The organism is Candidatus Poribacteria bacterium (genome assembly GCA_009839745.1).
GTDB lineage: Bacteria > Poribacteria > WGA-4E > WGA-4E > WGA-3G > WGA-3G.
On the sequence record VXPE01000033.1, the window covers coordinates 1 to 19,735 of the forward strand.

The 19,735-nt window shown below is 47.6% G+C and carries 18 protein-coding genes and 1 pseudogene; 11 read left to right on the plus strand and 8 right to left on the minus strand.

Annotated elements, in window-relative coordinates:
• Positions 1-441: 441 nt before the first annotated feature.
• Together F4X88_04470 and F4X88_04475 are read right to left on the minus strand one after the other, a co-directional pair.
• Positions 442-627, minus strand: a pseudogene (locus F4X88_04470) (type II toxin-antitoxin system HicA family toxin).
• Positions 624-839, minus strand: coding sequence for a type II toxin-antitoxin system HicB family antitoxin (locus tag F4X88_04475; protein ID MYA55531.1), 216 nt, complete (start codon positions 837-839; stop codon positions 624-626). The pseudogene F4X88_04470 and the gene F4X88_04475 overlap by 4 nt, the downstream one beginning before the upstream one ends.
• Positions 840-908: 69 nt before the next feature.
• On the opposite strand from F4X88_04475, the gene F4X88_04480 reads away from it, so the two are divergent.
• Positions 909-1,094, plus strand: coding sequence for a hypothetical protein (locus F4X88_04480; GenBank protein MYA55532.1), 186 nt, complete (start codon positions 909-911; stop codon positions 1,092-1,094).
• A gap of 37 nt (positions 1,095-1,131) precedes the next feature.
• Here the strand turns inward: F4X88_04480 and F4X88_04485 are convergent, their stop codons facing one another.
• Positions 1,132-1,428, minus strand: a complete 297-nt coding sequence (locus F4X88_04485; protein MYA55533.1) for a site-specific DNA-methyltransferase — start codon at positions 1,426-1,428, stop codon at positions 1,132-1,134.
• Between the two features lie 135 nt (positions 1,429-1,563).
• Positions 1,564-2,628 carry a site-specific DNA-methyltransferase gene (locus tag F4X88_04490; protein ID MYA55534.1) on the minus strand — a complete coding sequence of 355 codons (1,065 nt, stop codon included), beginning with the start codon at positions 2,626-2,628 and terminating at the stop codon, positions 1,564-1,566.
• Positions 2,629-2,827: 199 nt separating this feature from the next.
• On the opposite strand from F4X88_04490, the gene F4X88_04495 reads away from it, so the two are divergent.
• The 10 genes from F4X88_04495 to F4X88_04540 all read left to right on the plus strand — a co-directional run bounded on the left by F4X88_04495 (position 2,828) and on the right by F4X88_04540 (position 16,131).
• On the plus strand, positions 2,828-3,040 hold the full coding sequence (locus F4X88_04495; protein MYA55535.1) for a DUF433 domain-containing protein: 213 nt from the start codon (positions 2,828-2,830) through the stop codon (positions 3,038-3,040).
• Entirely contained in the window at positions 3,037-3,378 is a 342-nt protein-coding gene (locus F4X88_04500) for a hypothetical protein (GenBank protein MYA55536.1), read from the plus strand. Before F4X88_04495 ends, F4X88_04500 begins: the two co-directional genes overlap by 4 nt.
• A 115-nt stretch (positions 3,379-3,493) precedes the next feature.
• The gene (locus F4X88_04505) at positions 3,494-4,126 is read left to right on the plus strand and encodes a hypothetical protein (protein MYA55537.1); all 633 of its coding nucleotides are present in this window, start codon (positions 3,494-3,496) and stop codon (positions 4,124-4,126) included.
• A complete protein-coding gene (locus F4X88_04510; GenBank protein MYA55538.1) occupies positions 4,126-4,932 on the plus strand; it encodes a lipoate--protein ligase family protein in 807 nt (268 codons plus the stop codon). Before F4X88_04505 ends, F4X88_04510 begins: the two co-directional genes overlap by 1 nt.
• A 155-nt stretch (positions 4,933-5,087) precedes the next feature.
• The gene (locus F4X88_04515; protein MYA55539.1) at positions 5,088-6,092 is read left to right on the plus strand and encodes a formylglycine-generating enzyme family protein; all 1,005 of its coding nucleotides are present in this window, start codon (positions 5,088-5,090) and stop codon (positions 6,090-6,092) included.
• 99 nt (positions 6,093-6,191) lie between these two features.
• Positions 6,192-7,040, plus strand: a complete 849-nt coding sequence (locus F4X88_04520; GenBank protein MYA55540.1) for a phytanoyl-CoA dioxygenase family protein — start codon at positions 6,192-6,194, stop codon at positions 7,038-7,040.
• Positions 7,041-7,635: 595 nt separating this feature from the next.
• On the plus strand, positions 7,636-9,858 hold the full coding sequence (locus F4X88_04525) for a TonB-dependent receptor (protein ID MYA55541.1): 2,223 nt from the start codon (positions 7,636-7,638) through the stop codon (positions 9,856-9,858).
• Positions 9,859-10,005: 147 nt separating this feature from the next.
• Positions 10,006-12,165 carry a TonB-dependent receptor plug domain-containing protein gene (locus tag F4X88_04530; GenBank protein MYA55542.1) on the plus strand — a complete coding sequence of 720 codons (2,160 nt, stop codon included), beginning with the start codon at positions 10,006-10,008 and terminating at the stop codon, positions 12,163-12,165.
• 590 nt (positions 12,166-12,755) lie between these two features.
• Positions 12,756-14,972: a carbohydrate binding family 9 domain-containing protein gene (locus F4X88_04535; protein MYA55543.1), complete on the plus strand. Its 2,217-nt coding sequence runs from the start codon at positions 12,756-12,758 to the stop codon at positions 14,970-14,972.
• 205 nt (positions 14,973-15,177) lie between these two features.
• Entirely contained in the window at positions 15,178-16,131 is a 954-nt protein-coding gene (locus F4X88_04540) for an energy transducer TonB (GenBank protein ID MYA55544.1), read from the plus strand.
• A 26-nt stretch (positions 16,132-16,157) separates the two neighbouring features.
• Here the strand turns inward: F4X88_04540 and F4X88_04545 are convergent, their stop codons facing one another.
• The 4 genes from F4X88_04545 to F4X88_04560 are packed head-to-tail and all read right to left on the minus strand — an operon-like array spanning position 16,158 to position 19,702.
• Positions 16,158-16,922, minus strand: a complete 765-nt coding sequence (locus F4X88_04545) for a hypothetical protein (GenBank protein MYA55545.1) — start codon at positions 16,920-16,922, stop codon at positions 16,158-16,160.
• Complete coding sequence (locus F4X88_04550) at positions 16,909-17,949, minus strand: phosphoribosylformylglycinamidine cyclo-ligase (protein MYA55546.1); 1,041 nt, start codon at positions 17,947-17,949, stop codon at positions 16,909-16,911. The genes F4X88_04545 and F4X88_04550 overlap by 14 nt, the downstream gene beginning before the upstream one ends.
• Positions 17,939-18,244 carry a hypothetical protein gene (locus F4X88_04555; GenBank protein MYA55547.1) on the minus strand — a complete coding sequence of 102 codons (306 nt, stop codon included), beginning with the start codon at positions 18,242-18,244 and terminating at the stop codon, positions 17,939-17,941. Before F4X88_04555 ends, F4X88_04550 begins: the two co-directional genes overlap by 11 nt.
• Before the next feature lie 48 nt (positions 18,245-18,292).
• Positions 18,293-19,702 (minus strand): amidophosphoribosyltransferase, encoded by a 1,410-nt coding sequence (locus F4X88_04560; protein MYA55548.1) that lies wholly within the window; start codon positions 19,700-19,702, stop codon positions 18,293-18,295.
• Between the last annotated feature and the right edge of the window lie 33 nt (positions 19,703-19,735).

The window sequence follows — 19,735 nt, forward strand, 5'->3', positions numbered from 1 at the left end:
TACGGACATGAGTTTGGGGCTTTGGGTCTCTTATGTGCTACGCCTACCCAATGGTTGCTTTTTCCGGTGTGGGTGAAACTCATTGTTCCGCAGACGGTTCGCGATAAAGGCGATGCCGTTCTGACACGTATCGCTTCAAAACTCTCTCGGGGGCTTATCATCTTCGATAGTGCTTTCGCACGCCGAAAGGTCTTTGAAATGCTATTGGGTTTGGGACATCACCTCCTGTGTCGGGCGAAGTCGAATGCCGTGTTCTATCGACTTTGAGGAACCAACATCTAAACCTAATGTCTCTACGAACTTAGCAACAGTTGTTATAGCTTGCTGGTCATGTCCATGGGCGATAAAAACGTTCCGCCGATTTTTCGCATTCATGACTTTTCCTCCATTCTTATGCCGATACAATGCGGGGAAATCTCCACTCGTGTAAAGTCAGCCTGGCTATGGAGGTGGGATCCGTAATTGTTTACAGATGTCCTTCGCTAGGCGATTCGTAATCTCAGTGTGTCGAGGAATGGCAGTCTTGATCTCATCCTCTGAACGTCCCTATATCGAGTGGTTACCGCCTTCACGAATGAAATAACAGCCGTGCCTTTTGAGGTGTTGAATTAACGCTCGTCGTTTCATACTGCGATCGTAATTTCCTCAAAAGACTCACCCTCTGTCCGACGAATTGCCTCCTCTCGGTTAAGTTCCAAAATATCTTCAAGCCCGCTTTTAAGGCTAACCAACAACTCTTTCCGAGTCCGCTCTTGACAGTTAACCCCGTTGACTTCCTGTATCCAGCCGATCCACCAACCTTCGCTTTTTTGGATAACAGCGGTATAGTTTCGTGTCATCTCTTCCATCCTCCTTAAAAAAATGATATGAGAAGTATAGCATGAATTTACAGCCCAGTCAAGTCAAATATGAACAATGCAAATCGCTCTCTACGCATCTGCAATGCGATGGATGTTATAGGGGAGTTGGCAGAAAGTGATGCCCATGTCTGTCAACTCTTTCTGACTGATGAATTTCTGCGGGGCATAGACGTAAGCCTTTTTGCCGGTCTCTTTGCAGGCTTTGGCAATCTGATCGGCACGTTCTCCATCTAATGCAGACCTATTGCTTTCCAGAAATTGTAGTGTGGGTTCATAGATAAGATAGAATCGGAGGTCGTCGGTTTCGCCGAAGCAGTAATCTTCCTGTTCTGTGATTGTTGATGACGCGTCGGACGCGTTCAGCGGTGATGGTATCGGTGTAGTCTTCGCATTCCATGAGGATAAACTTTCGGTTACCGCTATCTTCTTTATTGAGTGCGAGGACAGCGTGGGCAGTGGTCCCGGTGCCAGCAAAAGAGTCAAGAATCAGTGAATCAGAAGTTGTTGACAGTAAAACGAGCCTTTTGATTAAATCAACTAAGCTTTGGACAATTTTTAGAGGATACACCTGTCGCCCCGCTGGGGCTTAGACCTTGCGGGGATACACGGTTTCTACACACAGGCCGCCCCGCTGGGGCTCACCTTTGATGCCTCCGCGTTTATTTTCTGTGAGTTGCGTTTCAGTGAGGCACTTTGAGAAAAATCACAGGTGTGTTGAAAAAATGGGCGTAAACCTGACAAATAGTGTCCAAACTTTAGTTAAATCAAGAGGTTTGCTAGTATCCAAAACTTTTTCGCCGAAGATTGCTTTTTGTTCATTAGTAGCATCAGTCGTTGTTGCCAAGTCATAATAGATAGTCCGTTCCTTGACCACCTTACCTTTATTTTTCATTTCGTCAAAATAGATAACTTCGTAGGGAGTCCAAAGTTCCTTCCTCTTTTCCCAATGGATATGATCTTGATCTAAAGCCATTGGGCGTGTTCGCCAATTTCCATTTCTCCCATCTGGAGCTTTTGGGAAAAAATCAGTTCCGTCTGGTGCCTGGATTGAATAAAACATTGTTGGTCTGTCTTCTCGATAGGCATTAGATCCCCATTTTTCCAATTTTAGAAATTTACACTTCCGGCCGTTTTTGACTTTAGGAAATTCAGACTCAGTTCTTAGTGAGGTTCTGAATTTGATAGTGTAGGCATCACTTTTCCGATAACATAAAATATACTCATGTTCACGTGCATAGTATTCAGTGTCCTGTCCACCGCCTGCTTTTTTTCGCCAGATAAGGTTCGCCACAAAATTATCTTCATCAAAAACCTCATCCATCAGCATCCGTAAGCGATGTTGTTCATTATCATCAATAGAGACGAAAATTACACCGTCGTCAGATAGCAATTCATGCAATAAATGGAGTCGGGGCCACATCATACACAACCATTTATCGTGACGTTCCAAGTCCTCATTATCAATCGGACTGTGTTTTTCCAACCAGGCTTGCATTAAGGGACTGTTGACGTTGTCGTTGTAGACCCAACCTTCGTTGCCGGTATTATAGGGAGGATCGATATAGATGCACTTGATTTTGCCAGCGTATTTTGGGAGGAGTGCCTTCAGGGCGTGCAGGTTGTCGCTGTGAATAATGAGGTTATCATTGAGGGATGGATCGTTTTCGCCAGTAGAGGATTTATCTGCATCTATCTCTATAGTGCTGATCGGAACGGTGAGGTGGTGTCCGTAAATGAACTGTTTACCTTTGAAATCAAGTGTGGGCATAAGGATTCCTTAAAAAAACCTCATAACATTCCAAATTATAACATAATATACCAAAAATATGCAAATTATGCATAAAATAACATAATATGCATAATTATGAAATAGAAATATCTTTGATAGCATTATACATCAAGGTTAAATTTGGTTGAAATTTTCTCAACAGATGCATTATAATTATGGTAAAAAGGAGATACACGCCATGAACAGAATAACTTTTAATCCGGAGCAATGCGGTGGACGTCCCTGTATCCGAGGGATGCGGATTCGGGTAACAGATGTCTTAGATTTGCTGGCCGCTGGACTTTCTTTTCAAGAAATCCTTGATGAAATGCCACTGCTGGAATACGAAGACATTGTTGCGTGTCTCCAATTCGCCTCACGAAAAATTAATCATCCTGTAATTGCCGCATGAAGTTTTGGATCGATGTGCAGCTTTCTCCGGCCCTCGCCCCTTGGCTCCATGAAACATTTGGGGTGCAAGTTTTTTCGCTTGAATGGCTCGGGCTCCAAGAGGCTAACGATAGAAGCATCTTTTTCGCAGCGCGCGAGGCAAACGCAGTTGTAATAACCAAAGATCAAGACTTTGTTCACTTGTTAAATCAATTAGGGCCCCCACCACAGGTCGTTTGGGTAACTTGTGGCAATACATCAAATGCTCAAATGCGTGAGATTCTGCAACAGAATTTCCAAAAAGTCTTTTCCCTTTTACAATCCGGTGAATCTTTGATAGAAATTACAGCTATTTCATAAATCAGGTAAATTCCCAGATCTCAAAGCGATGCAGATTCGCGCCTATCTTGATTACGCCCGTGAATTGAATGAACAAGATCAACCCTAAACCAAATTGAATATATGGAGGTTTCTCATGCCGACAATCGAAACAGTTTTTAATACCCCGGGCCCACAACCCAACGGAATGCAAGCCACTGAAGACGGTCTCTGGATTCTCGATCAACAGACCAATGAAGTGCATCTCGTCTCCTATGAGGGGGATGTGAAAAAGACGCTCGCTACCGGTTCCGATAGAGGGAGCGGTATCACGGATACGGGGGACACGCTCTGGTTGGCATCCACCTACAGTTGCGAAATCCTTTCAACGGATCCAGAAAGTGGTAAAACACTCGCTTCTTATGACACGCCGGGTGCAGGTGAAACGGGTGCCCACGGCTTAGAGTGGCGGGACAATAAACTCTGGATAGCAGTGCCCCCCTCTGCGACTATCTATCAGGTGGATGTCGAAGACGGGTTCAAAGTGATTCACACGCTCCCTGCGCCCGGTGTTCGACCGCACGGTATCGCATGGATAGGCGACGATCTCTGGTGCGTTGAGACGAACCATCGCGCCATCTTCCATCTCAATCCCGAAGACGGCAGCCATCTGAACAAAATTGAGATACCGGAACCGCATCCTGAACCGCACGGAATGACTTACTGGGATGGGTATTTCTGGTATTGCGACGCACATACAACTGAGGTGTGCCGCGTATCAGTGTCCTAATGGAAACAATCGGACGGCTCCTGAATATGGCGGCAAACCCCGCTGCGATGAATATGGCGATTGACGAGGCGATTCTGCTGGCGCAGCAGGCACGACCGAACCCGACGCTGAGGTTTTATGAATGGTCGTCCCCGGCTTTCAGTTTCGGCTATTTTCAGGATATTGCGTCAGAAGTTGACGTGGCGGCGTGCCACGCAGACGGCATCGAACTGGTGAAACGGATGACGGGCGGCGGGACAGTCGTGCATGGATGGGAATTGACGTATACGCTCATTCTTCCACGAACCGCGGCAGAGATGGGTATTTCCGAGGCGTATGGAGGCATTGGGCAATCGCTCGTCAACGCATTTCAGACACTCGGTGTCCCCACGCAGTGTTATGCTGTAGGTAGCGATCCCTGTCGTGCGGTTAGAGACCGGACCTACGAGGCAGAGACGAATATCTGTTTGACGAATCCTGCTGAACACGATGTTATGTCCGACGACAAGAAATTAGCAGGCGTTTCTGTGAGACGGAATCGGAACGGGATGATGTTTCAAGGGTATATCTCATTAGATATGCCGCCTCCGTTTATCCTCACGCGTGTTTCAAAGGATCCGGAGGTTCAACAGAGCGTTCGCGAAAAATCGACAGCGATCAACATAGATGGACGCTCTATAACGAGAGACGCACTCATCCAAGCCGTTTTTGAAACATTTGAAGTCGGAATTGCGTTTAATGTAGGAAAATTGTCTTCGATGGAATGGACACAGGCGGAAACCTTGGTTGAGACCAAGTATGCAACCGCGGCGTGGAATTTTAGATGAAGAAAAATCAGAAATAGCAACGAAATCGTAGCCCGTAATGAAATGGAGGGCGGATATACGGAAAGGCCCGCCAATATCTAAACCCGCCTTACCGAACCGCAAGGAAAATTAAAAGAAAGGGAAATTTAAAACTTATTCCACAGGGGGCGTTCATCATGGGCACTGATATTGAACCCTTCTATGGGACTGCTTTAGCCAACTCAGAGCATGCCAAACTTGATGAAGCTCCGATGCATGTCCGTTTTCTCGGCGCATACCTCATTGAGCAGTATCCGGTGACCAACGCAGCGTATGCGGCTTTTGTAAAGGAAACAAGTCATCCCCCACCGCCACATTGGACAAATGGGAACTTCTCACCTGAAGCGGCAAATCTTCCGGTTGTCCACGTCAGCTGGCATGATAGCAAGGCGTATGCAGAATGGGCAGGCAAGCGGTTACCGACAGAAGCGGAATGGGAGAAAGCCTGTCGCGGTCCCGATGGACGGATTTATCCGTGGGGCAATATTTTCGTTGCTGATGAATCTGCATCTACAGAAACGCCAGCAGAAACTTTACAGATTCTGACAGCACACCTCACGCCTGTAGGCGTTCGTCCTGCGACAGTCAGCCCTTACGGTGTCGGTGAGGTGGCAGGAAATGTCTGGGAATGGACTGCGGATTGGTATCAACCTTATTCTGATTCAAAACCGCTTAAACAAGGGATGGACGATAAACACAAAGCCTTGCGTGGTGGGTCCTGGTTAGAAGTGCGTGATGGCACGGCGGAACGCTATTTTCGGTGTGCCAATCGCTTGCATGCCCCACCAGACTATGCCGCCGGGAACATTGGTTTTCGGTGTGTGTCCGACGTGCCACCTGAACAGGTTACCGAGTCGGTGCATATTCCTGTGGAACCCCTTGCGGACTATGTAAAGCAACGGAAGTTAAGCAACCTACGGCTCCTTCAAAAACGGGCTCAAAAGAACAGTCTGAAAGATGCCTTTATTGCCGTCCTGCTCATCGGAGGCGCGATCTACGGTATTGTGGCGAAGCCTGAGTTGGTAGTGGGTGCTGTGACAGCAGGTATTCTTGGGGTTGGATTTCTTTTTAGTGCCAGCGTGAATTTCTGGCGGAGATGGTGTGCAATCGCGCGAGCAAAACAAGTAGAGTCGGTTTTTTAATTTTACCTTGTGGATAAGTATTGACCAAAATTTGAATTCAGTGTAAACTTTTGCAAACTAAAGCATCGCGACCTGAAGTCGCTTCTATAAGGAGAGACAATGAACCCGCTATGTTTGGAACACTGTTTGACCGAAACAGAAAAACAGCAATTTGAAGACAACGGTTTCTTTGCGGTTGAGGATGCCATCCCACAGGAGATGGTTGATAAGTTGGTCGCCGCTGTTGACCGAGTCGGGGCAGCGCATCTGGGGAAAAATGAGCTCCCGTCCGATGCGCGTTTCAACCTCCTCGATTTTGTCGGCAGAGACGATAGTTTCATCGAGCTGCTTGATTGGCCCACGACCTTTCCGAAAGTCTGGGGAATTTTGGGGTGGAACATCAAACTCTACCATTCACATCTGATTGTGCTACCGCCGCTGCCAATAGAAGAGCGCGATAAATTCCAACGCCTCGGTTGGCACCAAGACAGCGGCAGGCTCAATTTTGAATTGGAGGGTGAGCCGCGACCGCGGATATCGTTGAAGGTAGCATTTTTCCTCACCGATACATCCGTGCCGGGACGCGGCAATTTCTCTGTAGTACCGGGTAGTCAGAAATCGAATACATTAGAAATGCCCGATGATCCTACTGCGGATCCCGAAGGTGCGATATCTGTATTTGCCAAACCGGGAACAGCCGTCTTTTTCGATCGCAGGCTCTGGCATGCTGCAGGACGGAATAGTTCCGACATCACTCGGAAAGTCCTGTTTTACGGCTACAGTTACCGCTGGCTGCAGCCACGCGATGACATGACGGTGGAACACTATATGGATCGTTCCGACCCAATTCGCCAACAGATTTTGGGTAAAAGCACAGGTGGGCACGGCTTTACATCTCCCAGTGAAAAGGATGTGCCGCTTCGCGCATGGATTCAGGAAAATCTCGGTTCTGACTCGGTTGCGCGCTAACCTCAAAACACGAAAGGCGGGCACCGCTGCCCGCCCTTCACGAGCATTTAGGGTTAGATGCTCGCCCTTCCAAATATCCATAGTAAAATCCAAAACTATATGAACATTTCAGAGGGTGACAGTCCGATCTTACCTCGCGCCGGAATGTCCAAATCATTGCAGATTTTACAGGACTTACGCAAAGCGCATTGTCCCGCAAGTCCACACGCGACTTGCGCTGTTGCGCTACTACGAACCAGGCTCCTTTTGAAAAATGGTATCCCTCAAAGTTTCTTCTGTTTGTAGTGATGTGATTTATCGCATCATGCGTAAGTCCTATTTTACTACAAAAATCCCACATTTCTTTGGCAATTCTGAAAAGAAAAATTGTATACTTTTATAGAACAACGTGAATTTCGCATAAGAACATCAAAAAACACTCAAGCACGGTGCAAGGGACGACCTACATAACGTTCGCACGTTCTGTTTTCTCCTTCTCTTTTTATCGAATAGAAGCAACTGATCTCCCTGCTCACATGCTGTAAACTCTTAAATTAGACTTACGTTAAATATATCATAGACAATTTTCTCACACGGATAGGAGTTGCCAATTTTCATGAAGACCCTTTTTTGCCTACTTATGGTATTTTGGATTCCCGCAGTCGCCTTTTCCGAAACAGGATCAATTCAAGGCACTGTCTATAACAACAGCACGAAAGCGGCATTAGCAGGGGCAGAAGTTCTCATCGTTGAAATCGACACACGCCAGACAACTGATGAAAATGGGACGTTCGTTTTTAGTGATATCCCCACAGGAACCTATACTTTAATTACCACGGTGCCCGATACTGAGTTGTTGCAACGCACGCCCATTATTGTTAAGGCAGAAGAAACACTGTCACCTGAAATCTATGTCGAAACAACACAGTATCGTCTTGAAGGGGTCGAGGTAACCGGCGAAAGTGCCCCGAAGACCGTCAGTAAAAAAAGCATTCAGTCACAGGAAATTACACGTCTGCCTGGCACAGCCGGTGATGCCCTTCGCGCGCTTCCAGCGATTCCCGGCATTGGTGTCGCCAACGATTTTAGCGGTGCCCTGTATATCCGCGGTGGTTCCGATGAGGATAACCTCTACTATTTCGACCGGGTACCCGTGGGTTACCCGTATCACTTTGGTGGGCTCGTTTCATCCTTGAGTTCCGAAATTATCGATCGGATTGATGTCTACGCTGGCGGCTACGGTGCGGAGTATGGTGTGGATTCTCAAGCCGTGATTGATATCTATTCACAGGACAGCAGTCCAGCAGATTTACGCGGAAAATTTAATCTCAATCTTCTCTTTTCGGAGGGGTTGCTTCAAGGCAGGTTCGGCGAAAAAGGCTATTGGTATGCGGCGGGACGTAGGAGTTACATTGATCTTTTCATCGGATCCCTGTCATTTGAGACGGGAGCAATCACTGCCTTTCCGCGTTTCTGGGATTATCAGTTGAAGACGGGTTACGACTTCAACGACAAGCATCAATTCTTTTTTAATCTTTTTGCTTCCGGCGACCGGTTCGCGCTGAAGTTGGACGGTGAAAATGTAGACGAAGATTTTCAAGGAAACACGAGTTTTGAAAGCGGTTTTGAGGGAGGCGGGATCCATCTCCGTTCCTTCTTGACAGAGCGACTTACCTCTTACTTATCATTGACCCGTTCAAAATTCCTATTTGACGTTAATTTCGGTGCATCACTGTCGCTTGAAATTGATGCGCCAGACTATGTACTTCGCGAAGATATTATTTATGAATTAAATGCGAAACACCGCCTCGAGTCTGGGTTAATCCTTGGATTTGAACCCGGACAGGTCTCTGGCACGTTCACTCGGATCCCTGATGAAGGTGAAGCTGACTACGACATTCGGTTCGAAGAAAAAGTCGACTTAGACGAGTATGTGCGAGGGTATCGCGCTGAAGCCTATTTGCAAGACAGATATACAGTGCTGCCGTTTCTGTCAGTTGTGTTTGGAGTGCGATTTGACTATTTCAATCGCATTAATCAACTATCTATCCAACCGCGCGGCAGTGTGCTTGTGGAACTTCCCAACAGGTCGGAATTCCAATTTGCCTACGGAATTTACAATCAAACTCCGATACCGCCACAGCTCTCCTCTAGCATTGGTAACCCTGCCTTGAAGTCGAGTCAGGCAAGTCATTACATTCTTGAACTCAAACGGCAAATTTCACAAGATACAGAAATTAAAATGGCAGCCTATTACAAAAACCTTGCCGACTTAGTAACTGCGGACGAAGAAGCGGCTTATCTCAATCAAGGTGCCGGTTATGCGCAAGGCACAGAGATTTTCCTGCGCCATCGTCGCGGCGACCGATTTTTTGGATGGGTTTCCTACGCATACGCGCTCTCTAAACGGCGCGACCGTCCTGATGAACCGTATCGCCTCTATTCATTTGATCAGACGCACGTCGCTACGCTCGCTGCGAGTTACAACTTGACCTCTACGTGGGAGATTGGTGCGAAGTGGCAGTACCGGACCGGCAACCCCTATACCCCTGTTGAAGACGCAACCCTCCAATTTGATCCGAGAAACGGAGAACCTATTTATGTCCCCATTTATGCGGAAACCAACTCCGATCGATTGCCTCCGTATCACAGACTCGACCTGCGTGTCAGTAAAACCTACCAATTTGGAAATTGGAAACTCGGAGCCTTCTTGGAACTCCTAAATGCCTATAACCGAAAGAATTTGCTCGATTACAGCTATAGCGAGAACTACACAGAACGCGAAGATGTGAATCAATTGCCTATCATTCCTTATTTGGGGATCACAGCGGAATTTTAGGCGTTTGCCGAGGAGACCAAAAACCTGAAACGGATATTAATCCTTCTAATTCTCATACTACCGTTGAGTGCCTTCGGTCAAACTAATGGAGGTGACGCGCCGGCGTCAGACGCGGAAAAGGATGAAGCCTCACAACCTGTTGTCACAATGGAAGCGATAACAGTCGAAACGGAGCGATTGAAAACAAGACCTCAATATACACTGCGTGGAGACCTGCTCAGACGCATGACAGGCAGTGGTGGCGATCCGATTCGCGGGATAGCCCGACTTCCGAGCGTCGGGACAGTTAACGATTTCATGGGAGTCCTTTCGATAAGAGGCGGTGCACCGGGGGATAACGTTTACTACTTCGATCGATTGCCGTTAGGATACCCTTATCATCTGCTCGGTATCGTTTCGGTCGTGAGTTCCGAGGTCATTGAAAAGGTTGATGTGCATCCGGGTGGGTTTGGTGCTGAATTTGGAGCGGACTCACAGGCAGTGATTGATATCCATTCCCACCCCCAAAAACTGGAGGCTTTAGGGTGGCTGGATGGCATGCTAAAACCGAGTTTTATCTATTCTGAAGGCTTTCTCAGCGGTGCTTTATCTTTTCAAGAGAAACCGGCAGCCAAGGCTCCGAAGGAAACGGACAAAAAATCTTTTTTTGATTTTTCCAAGAATATCCTGCTCGACGATGCTGAGGTATTCGGCAGAGATGCGGACGAAACAGGCGAAAAACCTGTGAGTACCGACCAGGAATTCTTAGAAAATAGGGCGTTACCCGGGGAAGGTTATTGGTATGCTTTCGGTAGACTCAGTTATCTGGAACCCTTTTTTGAATTGGCATCGAGATTGGTGGCACTTGAGGATCTGGTTCGAGAGGTGCCACGTTTTTGGAGTTATCAGTTAAAGGGTGTTTATAAACTCAACGAAACGCATGGAATGGTGCTGAATGCCGTCACAGCGTATGACGCATCCGAATTCCGATTGGGATCAAATGAAGTCCACAATAGCGATCTCCGGGGCCCTTTAAGCTCCGAAAACCCTTTTGATGTCCAAGGGATCCACTTTTATTCCCGGTTATTGCCCCAATTTAGATCTATCCTGTCATTTACACGTTCGTTTACAGAAAATGAACTCGCTTTTGGTGAAGGATACTACTACCGGACGGCTGCCTCTGTCTACGCACTTCGAAATGATTTCAGTTATACCACCTCCTCAGAGAATACCGATGAAGTTGTAGAATTCGGCTACTTGGTTTCAAATACTCCTTCAACGGTTATTAGTGAGGGTGCGCGTCGCCCTGAAGAAGGCGATCCTGACTATGAATTCCGAATTCGGCATAAACTGGAAACAGTTAATGTCATCGAAACCCGAAACCTTCATCGTTTAGAGGGGTATCTCCAGGCTCGTCAGCACCTGTTCACCTCCGACGTTTTAGGCACCTTCGGCATGCGAGCGAGTTACTTCAATCTCACGGATAACCTATCCCTTCAGCCACGTGCCCAACTCCGTTATCGTCTGCCTTGGGAGGCATTCCTATACCTCAGCTATGGACGTTATGCGCAAAATCCACGATTTGATCAATTTGTGCTGGGTGTCCCCGCAAACACGTCTCTCGAACAGAGTCTTGCGACGCATTACATCCTTGAGTTGAGACAGACGCTCCCCTTCGGTGCGCAAGTGAACATCGCTGGCTATTACAAAACACTGCGAGACCTGATTATTTACAATAAAGATGAAAAGCAGTATCAGAACGGTCAGGCAGGATTTGTGCGTGGGTTTGAAGTTTCTTTTGAACAGAAAATTTCCGACTCCTTTGATGGGTGGGTGGCGTATGCTTACACGGTTTCCAAACGCCGCGATTTTTCCGAAAAATTTCATCGGTTTTACACTTACAATAGTCCGCATGTGCTAACCGTCGCGATGCGTTACAGTGCCCCGCCAGACCTCCTTCTCTCAGTGCCCCTCATCGACGCATTTGATATAAGCGGGAAGTGGCAATACCAGAGCGGGGTCCTCTATGCCCCTTTAGTAGGCCGTGTCCCTTTTACGAACTTTCGGACGAAGGAAAAAAAATGGCGCCCGCTTTACGGAGAATGGACGCGCACCGCGCCGTATCACCGGTTAGACGTGAGTCTCCGATTTGGTTTGTTAGGCGGTTTAGAGGATAAAGGTTGGGAATTAGGGTTGGCACTTGAGATATGGAACATTTATAACCGCAGCAACATCCTTGAAGTTCGCTACAGTCCGAATTTTACAAAAGAGGAACCTATTTCGCAATTGCCGATCATTCCATTCCTGGCAATAACGTTGGAATTCTGATAAACCTGTCCAGTTGAAATTTATATATGCCAATTCGCCTTTTTATACGTCTTTAATAATTGACCCCTCTCTCAGCTAAAGCAGAGAGATTCCTCTCTGTTGGTTCTTTTGGCTGAGCTGGGTAACTGCCAGGTGCAATGATACCCAGTAAGCACCTCTTTCTTCCTCTTTGGGAAGATTCCCAAGTCAAGCTTGGGCAACACATGCTACAAACATGCGGAGCGGATCATCTGGCTCGCTACGGAAATATCCTTGAACCTCTCGGATACGACCGATACTTTTGGCTACCATGTGTAGCGTCAAAACTTGGATATATTTAGCTTGGACACCCTGTATTTCAAGGTTTGTGTTGTGTCGTAAATGGCTTATATCCTTTTCGATTGCAGGGCCTGAGTCACCTACAATCTACACCACCCGTTACAAAGGGCGGTTGAGATCAATGGAAACCAGGTTGCCAAAGTTGTAACATCTCAACCTTGTAGATATGTATAGTATAGCACATACACACAAACAAATCAACAACTTTTTTTGCAAGGAGGCGACGTTTTTTGGACGACTATCTATCTTCTTCACTGAAATTCCAAAGAATTATGGTTCCGCTATTCCTTATTCTCCTATTGAACGCCGTTGGTGCAAACGGACACGCTGAATCACACGATTACCAGATCAAGGCACACCGGACTTACGAGAGTATTGAGATTGACGGTGATTTAACGGAAGATGATTGGCAACACGCCGAATCGATTGACGAGTTTGTACAGATTGAACCCTATGAAGGCGAAGTCAGCTCCCAACCTATGGAGGTTCGGATCCTCTATGACACCGAGAATATCTACTTCGGTTTTACCTGTTTCGATTCAGAGATATCGAAACTTGTCGCCAATGAGATGCGCCGAGATTCCCGCGACCTGCACGAAAACGACACCGTGTTTTTGATATTGGACACGTATGATGACAAACGGAGCGGTTTCTTTTTCCGTATGAACGCTCTCGGTGCGATACAGGACAGGGCTGTAACGAACAGTGGTGACACGCTCAACAGGGATTGGGACGCTGTTGTAGAATGTAAATCGAAAATCAACGACACGTATTGGACTTCCGAACTGAGTATCCCATTTAGTCAACTGCGTTTCAAGCAGAGCGATCAGATCGTATGGGGGATGAACACCGGTCGCGAACTCGCCCGAAATCAAGAAGAGGTGATATGGGTCCCTGTTCCAGCGTCCTATGGTGGCATGGCGAAGTATCGAACTGCTAACCTTGGGAGACTTGTCGGTATCTCAGACGTTGCCCCCTCTCGGAACTTAGAGGTGCTTCCGTATATCCTTCCGGGTGTGACCCAAATTAATGAAAATGACGCGGGCCTTGAAACGGACGGAAAATTCAAGATGGGTGTCGATGTCAAATACGGCATCACATCAAATCTCACTGCCGATGTCACCTATAACACCGACTTTGCGCAAGTTGAAGCCGACGAAGAACAGGTGAACTTGACCCGATTTAGTCTCTTTTTCCCTGAGAAGCGTCCGTTCTTTTTGGAGGGTGCAGGACTTTTCGATTTTGGGATACCGCGGAGTAGTTATCGGCGTCCGCCCCCGATGCTCCTTTTCTACAGCCGCCGTATTGGACTTGCTGAAGGCAACGCGATCCCGATTATCTTCGGTGGCAAAGCGAGTGGTAAAGTCGGTTCCTACGGCGTAGGGTTCCTTAACGTCCTAACAGATGAATTCCACGATGCCAATACGGAAGATGATCCACTTGACGTTCCGCGGACCAATTACTCTGTGATGCGAATTACGAGGGACATTGCCTCGGGTTCGCGTATCGGTATGATCGCTGTCAATAAAGATGAAATTGGCGACTACAATCGCGCCGGTGGTTTTGACTTTGAATACCGTCCCAACGACAGTATGGATGTCCGAGGTATGTGGTCTCGCACGTTTGAACCGGGCCTCTCTGGACAAAATAATGCATGGTATCTCGGTTCCAACTGGCGGAGCAATCGGTTTCGTCTGGAAGGTTCATATACCGACATTGCTGAGGGTTTCAATCCTGCAGTCGGATATGTGAGACGGACCGGCATTCGTCACTTTCGCGGTGAGGTGCGCTGGGTCCCTATGCCGCAAAGATTCGGAATCCGACAAATTTGGACGGGTCCAGAGGTTAACTACATTCTCAATCACAACAACGAATTGGAAGAGTGGGACATTTCCTACACGAACTGGTTTGAATTTGACTCCGGAGACTATATCCTTTTTAACGGGAAACGCACCTTTGAACGTCTGAACGATGTTTTCGATTTCAGGGATGGCGTGGAGATTCCAATAGGCGACTACTCGTCTAATTCATATCACGTCCGGCTCTCCAGCAGTGATAGCCGTCCGATCAGTACAACGCTCGGCGGCGGTATTGAAGATTTCTATACCGGCGAAGTTCGTAGAGCGTATATACAAACGACCTTCAAGCCGAATGGGCACCTAAGCCTGAGCGCACAATATCAGTTCAATCAGGTAGTGGATCTCCCGGAAATGTATTTTACGGACGGGGAGCCCCGCCCGGTTTACGTCAATCTTTTCAGAGGGAGAGTAGACTATTCCTTCACGACGGGCCTCTTCGCGAAACTATTTGCCCAGTGGAATACCGATACGAATGTTATGTCTACCAATTTCCTCATCAACTACATTTATCGCTCAGGAAGTGATTTCTACTTCGTTTTCAATCAAACGTATGATACGAACGGCACTACGCGATCTCGTTTATTGGATTCGACAGTTGTGGCGAAGATGACCTATTGGTGGAATCCATAATCCGAGAAACGAGACTGCCTTGACACAAAATTGAAATTGTGTTAAAATATAAAGCATGTTTATGCTAAAATAGGACCCATGAGTTGTGAATAATTATTGGGTATTTTTTTAAACTCACTTTAGCCGACCTCTTAACATAGGAAACACGAGCGAACAGTGTGCTGAGCCCGAGACAATTCACTCTTTCTTTATAGGAGGAAAACAGATGAGTAACAGAAGTTCCGGTATAATCACTCAGATGCAGGAGCGCCGCGCCGCGCGTAAAAAACCGAAACGTTTTGTTGCCTTAAAAAAAGTTTCGCTTGATGAAAGCCAGCAGCACGGCATTTCTACGGCACAAACGAACCTGCCAAAACATCCTATTACACAAATACACGTCGGACGCAGTTCCGCGGCGTTTGGCGTCGCGATGGTGTTTCATGCCCTCATAGCGATCATCATTGGTGTCTTCTATATCGCGGATCGGATTGAATTTGAACAAGAGACGTTCGACATCAGTATCGTCACCGAAGACGTAAAAACCAAACGCCGGTTCATACGTAGGGAAGTCCCGAAGTTTAAGGAGGCAAGACAGGATCCGCAGCAAGTCCGTGTCCAACGCCCCGTGAAGACTTTCACTGACCAGCCTTTATCGAATGATGCATTTGCAATCCATCAGGGCCTTGAGACGACAGGGGACCTCACCACACCCACCGATGAGGGACCAAATTTTATAGAGGTCAATCGCGGTTTTGTAAAGCCCACAACGACTGTTGAACCCGATACAAAGGCACCGGCATTTGAGATACAGCGTGAGGCAACAACACTGATTGACAAGCTGAATACCACGGCTCCGGATGCAGCCCTTGGATTGGATAGTGTGAATTTTAAGAGCGAGCCGGGTGTCATTAAACCGCAGGTCAAGTTCCTGGCAGAGAAGAAATATCCAGAGGCTGCATCAAAGGCAGGCAAAGAAGGCGAAGTGCTTTTACAGGTAACTATTGATGAGAATGGCGTTCCGACGGATATTGTAGCACTTACAGATATTGGATTTGGATTTGAGGAGGCGGCGATTGCGATGTTGCGGAAGAGCACTTTTCGCCCGGCTACGAAGGCTGGAAAACCCATCAGTCTGCAAGTTCAAATACCTGTGACTTTTACGCTTAAAGATAGAAAGTAGTGGGGCGGCACCGAGAAGTCCGTAAATTAAAAACTGATTTTTAGCAGACCTTTTGCTGCGAAGTTACGCACTAAGTTGACCACAGAATGGCGTGCTGTATCGGCTATCTGCGTCTGCTCAAATGTGAGTTGCGCCGTTGCCGCTGCAATGGTGTCTGCTTGTGATGCTGACATATTTTCAAAGAATCGGTCATGTATAGCAGTTGGGGCATTGTGTAGGGCAAGGGCTAAAGTGGGTTTGTCCAATACTTGTAAAATAGTTCTGATTGCTTCATTCTCCAAATTCCCCAAATCTTCAAACGTAAACAGCTGCTCAGAGACGCTCTCCACCACTTTAGGTTGCTTTTCGCCCAATGCTTCCAGTAACGCATTCTGTTCTGTTACGTCCAGATACGATAACAATTTTGCGAGGTTCGTGGTCCCTTCCCCCAAGAAGGTGGTTTCTTGGATTGCCGCCTTAATCCTCTCAATCTGTTCATTCCAAATTTGCCTGGCGTTTTCAGAGGCCACCGTCTCTGTCTGCGTTACCTTCTCGGCAATACTCACCTGCTTGTCAAAAGGGAGCTGCGCGAAAATTTTTCCGGCATGTGTGGCAAGAGCATTTCCTGCGGATTCAGTTTTTAGGTGTGTACACATCACAAAAAACACAGCCGCGTCCGTATCGTCCACATCTTGGAATGCTGCCAAAGCCACTTGTGGATGCGTTTCGTCAAGGAGGTCGGTAAGTTCTTGCAGAGCTGCCTCATCCAAAAAGGTGGATGTGGTCTGTGCATCCGTGTTAGGAAGGGACACCTTGAACCCCCTTCTTCCCCGCGATTACTTCACCAATTCGGTAAGTAGATTCTCCAGAAGCGTTGAGAGATTCCAGCGCAGCCTCAACGGCATCGGGAGCAACGATCACTACCATCCCGATTCCCATATTGAAAACCCTGTACATTTCCGGTTCTTCAACGTCCCCTTTCTCTTGGAGAAACGGGAAAATGGGCGGAATTTCCCATGTCCCGTTCCGAATGTAGGCAATACATCCGTCTGGTAAAATCCGCTCTATATTTGCTGGTAAACCGCCTCCGGTGATATGGGCAATCCCTTTAATATCGCATCCCTTACGAAGTGACAAAATGGATCTGACGTAACTTTTGTGGCAAGCAAGGAGTGCTTCCCCGACCGTGGCAGAGAGTTCAGAAAAATAGGTGTCTACACCGTAATCGCATCTATCGAACAGGATACGCCGAGCGAGTGTAAAGCCGTTTGTATGTAAACCCGCGGATCCTAAACCGATGAGTTGATCTCCGGGTGTAATCCTCTGTCCGGTAATCACGTCTGCCTTTTCAACCGCACCGACAATCGTCCCCACCAGATCGTATTCACCGGGTGTATAAATATCTGACAACTCTGCGATTTCGCCCCCGATTAATGCGCACCCAATCTCTCTGCATCCCAATGCGAGACCGGCTATGATCTCTTCAATCACGGCTGGTGCCACTTTGCTAATGCCGATATAATCTAAAAAGAAGAGCGGTTCTGCTCCCTGCACGACGATATCGTTGCCGCAATGTGCCACAATATCGAAACCGACGGTGTCGTGCCGTCCGACTTTAAAGGCGACCTTTAGTTTTGTGCCAACGCTATCTGTACTGGAAACGAGAACGGGTTCTTGATAGGTTTTAAGTGCAAAAAGCCCGCCGAAACTCCCGACATCACTGAGTACTTCAGGTCGATAGGTAGTTTGGACCAGGCTTTTAAGCCGGGATATAGCCTCGGATTCTGCTTCAAACGAAACGCCAGCATCGGCGTATGTCAAAGGCTTCTTAGCTGCCATCTGATTTTTCTTGTTCCTTTAATAATTGTTTACGAAGAGGTGAAGCTTCTTTCTTCGGTCTTAGAAGACTCACGACTAACACGATCCCGCTAATGCCCAAGGCTATGAGAACACCGATCTCTTCCGCCTCTGCTGCTGTCATATTCGGTCGCAGTTTCTGTATCAGAAACGGGAGAACCCTACTCAGAACCATACCAAGGATGGCACAACCGAGCAGGGAGATGAGCGTGTGCCGCCCTTGCGCTGTCCCTATCGGATTCGGTTTTTTCTGTTTGCCACGTTGTCTATACTGCATAAAATTTCCCTCGCAAGGCGCGCTTCCAAATCCATGTGAAGACTGGGTTTAATCTACGATTAAGGGGAGTTGTTGTGAGGATTCTTCGACAAACGGAATGGGATATTTTCCATCAAAACAGGTGGTACAAAAATTCTGGGGTGTTTCCACGGATTGGAGCATTCCGTCAATACTCAGATACCCCAGACTGTCAGCACGGATGTATTTACGGATTTCGTCAATTGTATGTGAACTTGCGATTAACTCGCCACGTGTCGGTGTATCTACACCATAGAAGCATGCGAATTTATTTGGAGGGGATGCAATGCGGAGATGGACGGCTGTTGCCCCGCCTTGGCGAACCATTTTGATGAGTTTTCTGCTGTTCGTTCCCCGCATGATTGAGTCGTCTACCAAGACGACCCGTTTGCCGTGCAGCACATCGCGCACCGGATTCAATTTCACCTTCACCATTAGTTCTCGGATATCCTGCGCCGGGTTCATGAAGGAACGTCCGACAAAGGGGTTCCGAGACAACCCTAAATCGAAGGAAATGCCAGATTCCTCGGCGTATCCGAGGGCAGCAATCGTTGCAGAGTCAGGCACAGGAATAACAACATCTGCTTTGACGGGATGTTCGCGGGCGAGTTGTCTACCGAATTCGCGGCGCCTGTTGTTGACGCTCTGTCCGAACATCATGCTATCGGGTCGTGCCAAATAGATATATTCAAAGATGCATTGCGATAGTTGTGATTCTTTCTTATGAAAACGGAGTGACTCTACACCGCGATACGTGGAGCGTGTGAATACTAACTCGCCCGGCTCCACCTCACGTATTGGTTTGGCTTCAATCACATCAAAAGCACACGTCTCGGAGGCTAACACATAAGCATCACCGAGTTTACCGAGCCAGAGCGGTCGAAATCCGTGGGAATCGCGTGCGCCTATGAGCGTGTTTTTATCCATGCATACGAACGAATACGCGCCCTCAATACTTCGCAGGGCATCAATAATTCTATATTCCAACGCCTGCTTCCGCGAATGGGCTATCAAGTGAAAAATGACTTCAGTATCCAAACTGGTGCTAAAGATGGAACCGGCATTCTCTAAATGATTCCGAATTTGCATCGCATTGACGAGATTGCCATTGTGGCCGAGGGCGAGGGGACCTTGCTTATAGTTTCGGACCAAAGGCTGCGCGTTTTCAAGCGTGCTTTCCCCAGCGGTTGAATATCGGTTATGTCCGATAGCGATATGCCCTTTCAATCCGGCTAAAGCTTCAGTGGTGAACACCGAATGAACGAGTCCCATACCGTGATGGTAGGTGAACTTCTCGCCGTCTGATGCGACAATACCGCTACTTTCTTGACCTCGATGCTGAAGGGCGCGCAACCCTAAATACGTCAATTCTACTGCTTTTGGATGGCCGAAAACGCCGAATACACCGCATTCGTCCTTTGGTTTATCATCGTATTGCATGTTGACGGGTGAAACCTCCAGCGCGGACCCCTG

Coding starts and splice junctions, on each gene's coding strand:
- F4X88_04525 (MYA55541.1), top strand. CDS start 7,636: ATGAAGACCCTTTTTTGCCTACTTATGGTATTTTGGATTCCCGCAGTC.
- F4X88_04500 (MYA55536.1), top strand. CDS start 3,037: ATGAAGTTTTGGATCGATGTGCAGCTTTCTCCGGCCCTCGCCCCTTGG.
- F4X88_04480 (MYA55532.1), top strand. CDS start 909: ATGAACAATGCAAATCGCTCTCTACGCATCTGCAATGCGATGGATGTT.
- F4X88_04530 (MYA55542.1), top strand. CDS start 10,006: ATGGAAGCGATAACAGTCGAAACGGAGCGATTGAAAACAAGACCTCAA.
- F4X88_04505 (MYA55537.1), top strand. CDS start 3,494: ATGCCGACAATCGAAACAGTTTTTAATACCCCGGGCCCACAACCCAAC.
- F4X88_04515 (MYA55539.1), top strand. CDS start 5,088: ATGGGCACTGATATTGAACCCTTCTATGGGACTGCTTTAGCCAACTCA.
- F4X88_04520 (MYA55540.1), top strand. CDS start 6,192: ATGAACCCGCTATGTTTGGAACACTGTTTGACCGAAACAGAAAAACAG.
- F4X88_04490 (MYA55534.1), bottom strand. CDS start 2,628: ATGCCCACACTTGATTTCAAAGGTAAACAGTTCATTTACGGACACCAC.
- F4X88_04540 (MYA55544.1), top strand. CDS start 15,178: ATGAGTAACAGAAGTTCCGGTATAATCACTCAGATGCAGGAGCGCCGC.
- F4X88_04550 (MYA55546.1), bottom strand. CDS start 17,949: ATGGCAGCTAAGAAGCCTTTGACATACGCCGATGCTGGCGTTTCGTTT.
- F4X88_04555 (MYA55547.1), bottom strand. CDS start 18,244: ATGCAGTATAGACAACGTGGCAAACAGAAAAAACCGAATCCGATAGGG.
- F4X88_04535 (MYA55543.1), top strand. CDS start 12,756: ATGGTTCCGCTATTCCTTATTCTCCTATTGAACGCCGTTGGTGCAAAC.
- F4X88_04495 (MYA55535.1), top strand. CDS start 2,828: ATGAACAGAATAACTTTTAATCCGGAGCAATGCGGTGGACGTCCCTGT.
- F4X88_04510 (MYA55538.1), top strand. CDS start 4,126: ATGGAAACAATCGGACGGCTCCTGAATATGGCGGCAAACCCCGCTGCG.
- F4X88_04475 (MYA55531.1), bottom strand. CDS start 839: ATGACACGAAACTATACCGCTGTTATCCAAAAAAGCGAAGGTTGGTGG.
- F4X88_04560 (MYA55548.1), bottom strand. CDS start 19,702: ATGCAATACGATGATAAACCAAAGGACGAATGCGGTGTATTCGGCGTT.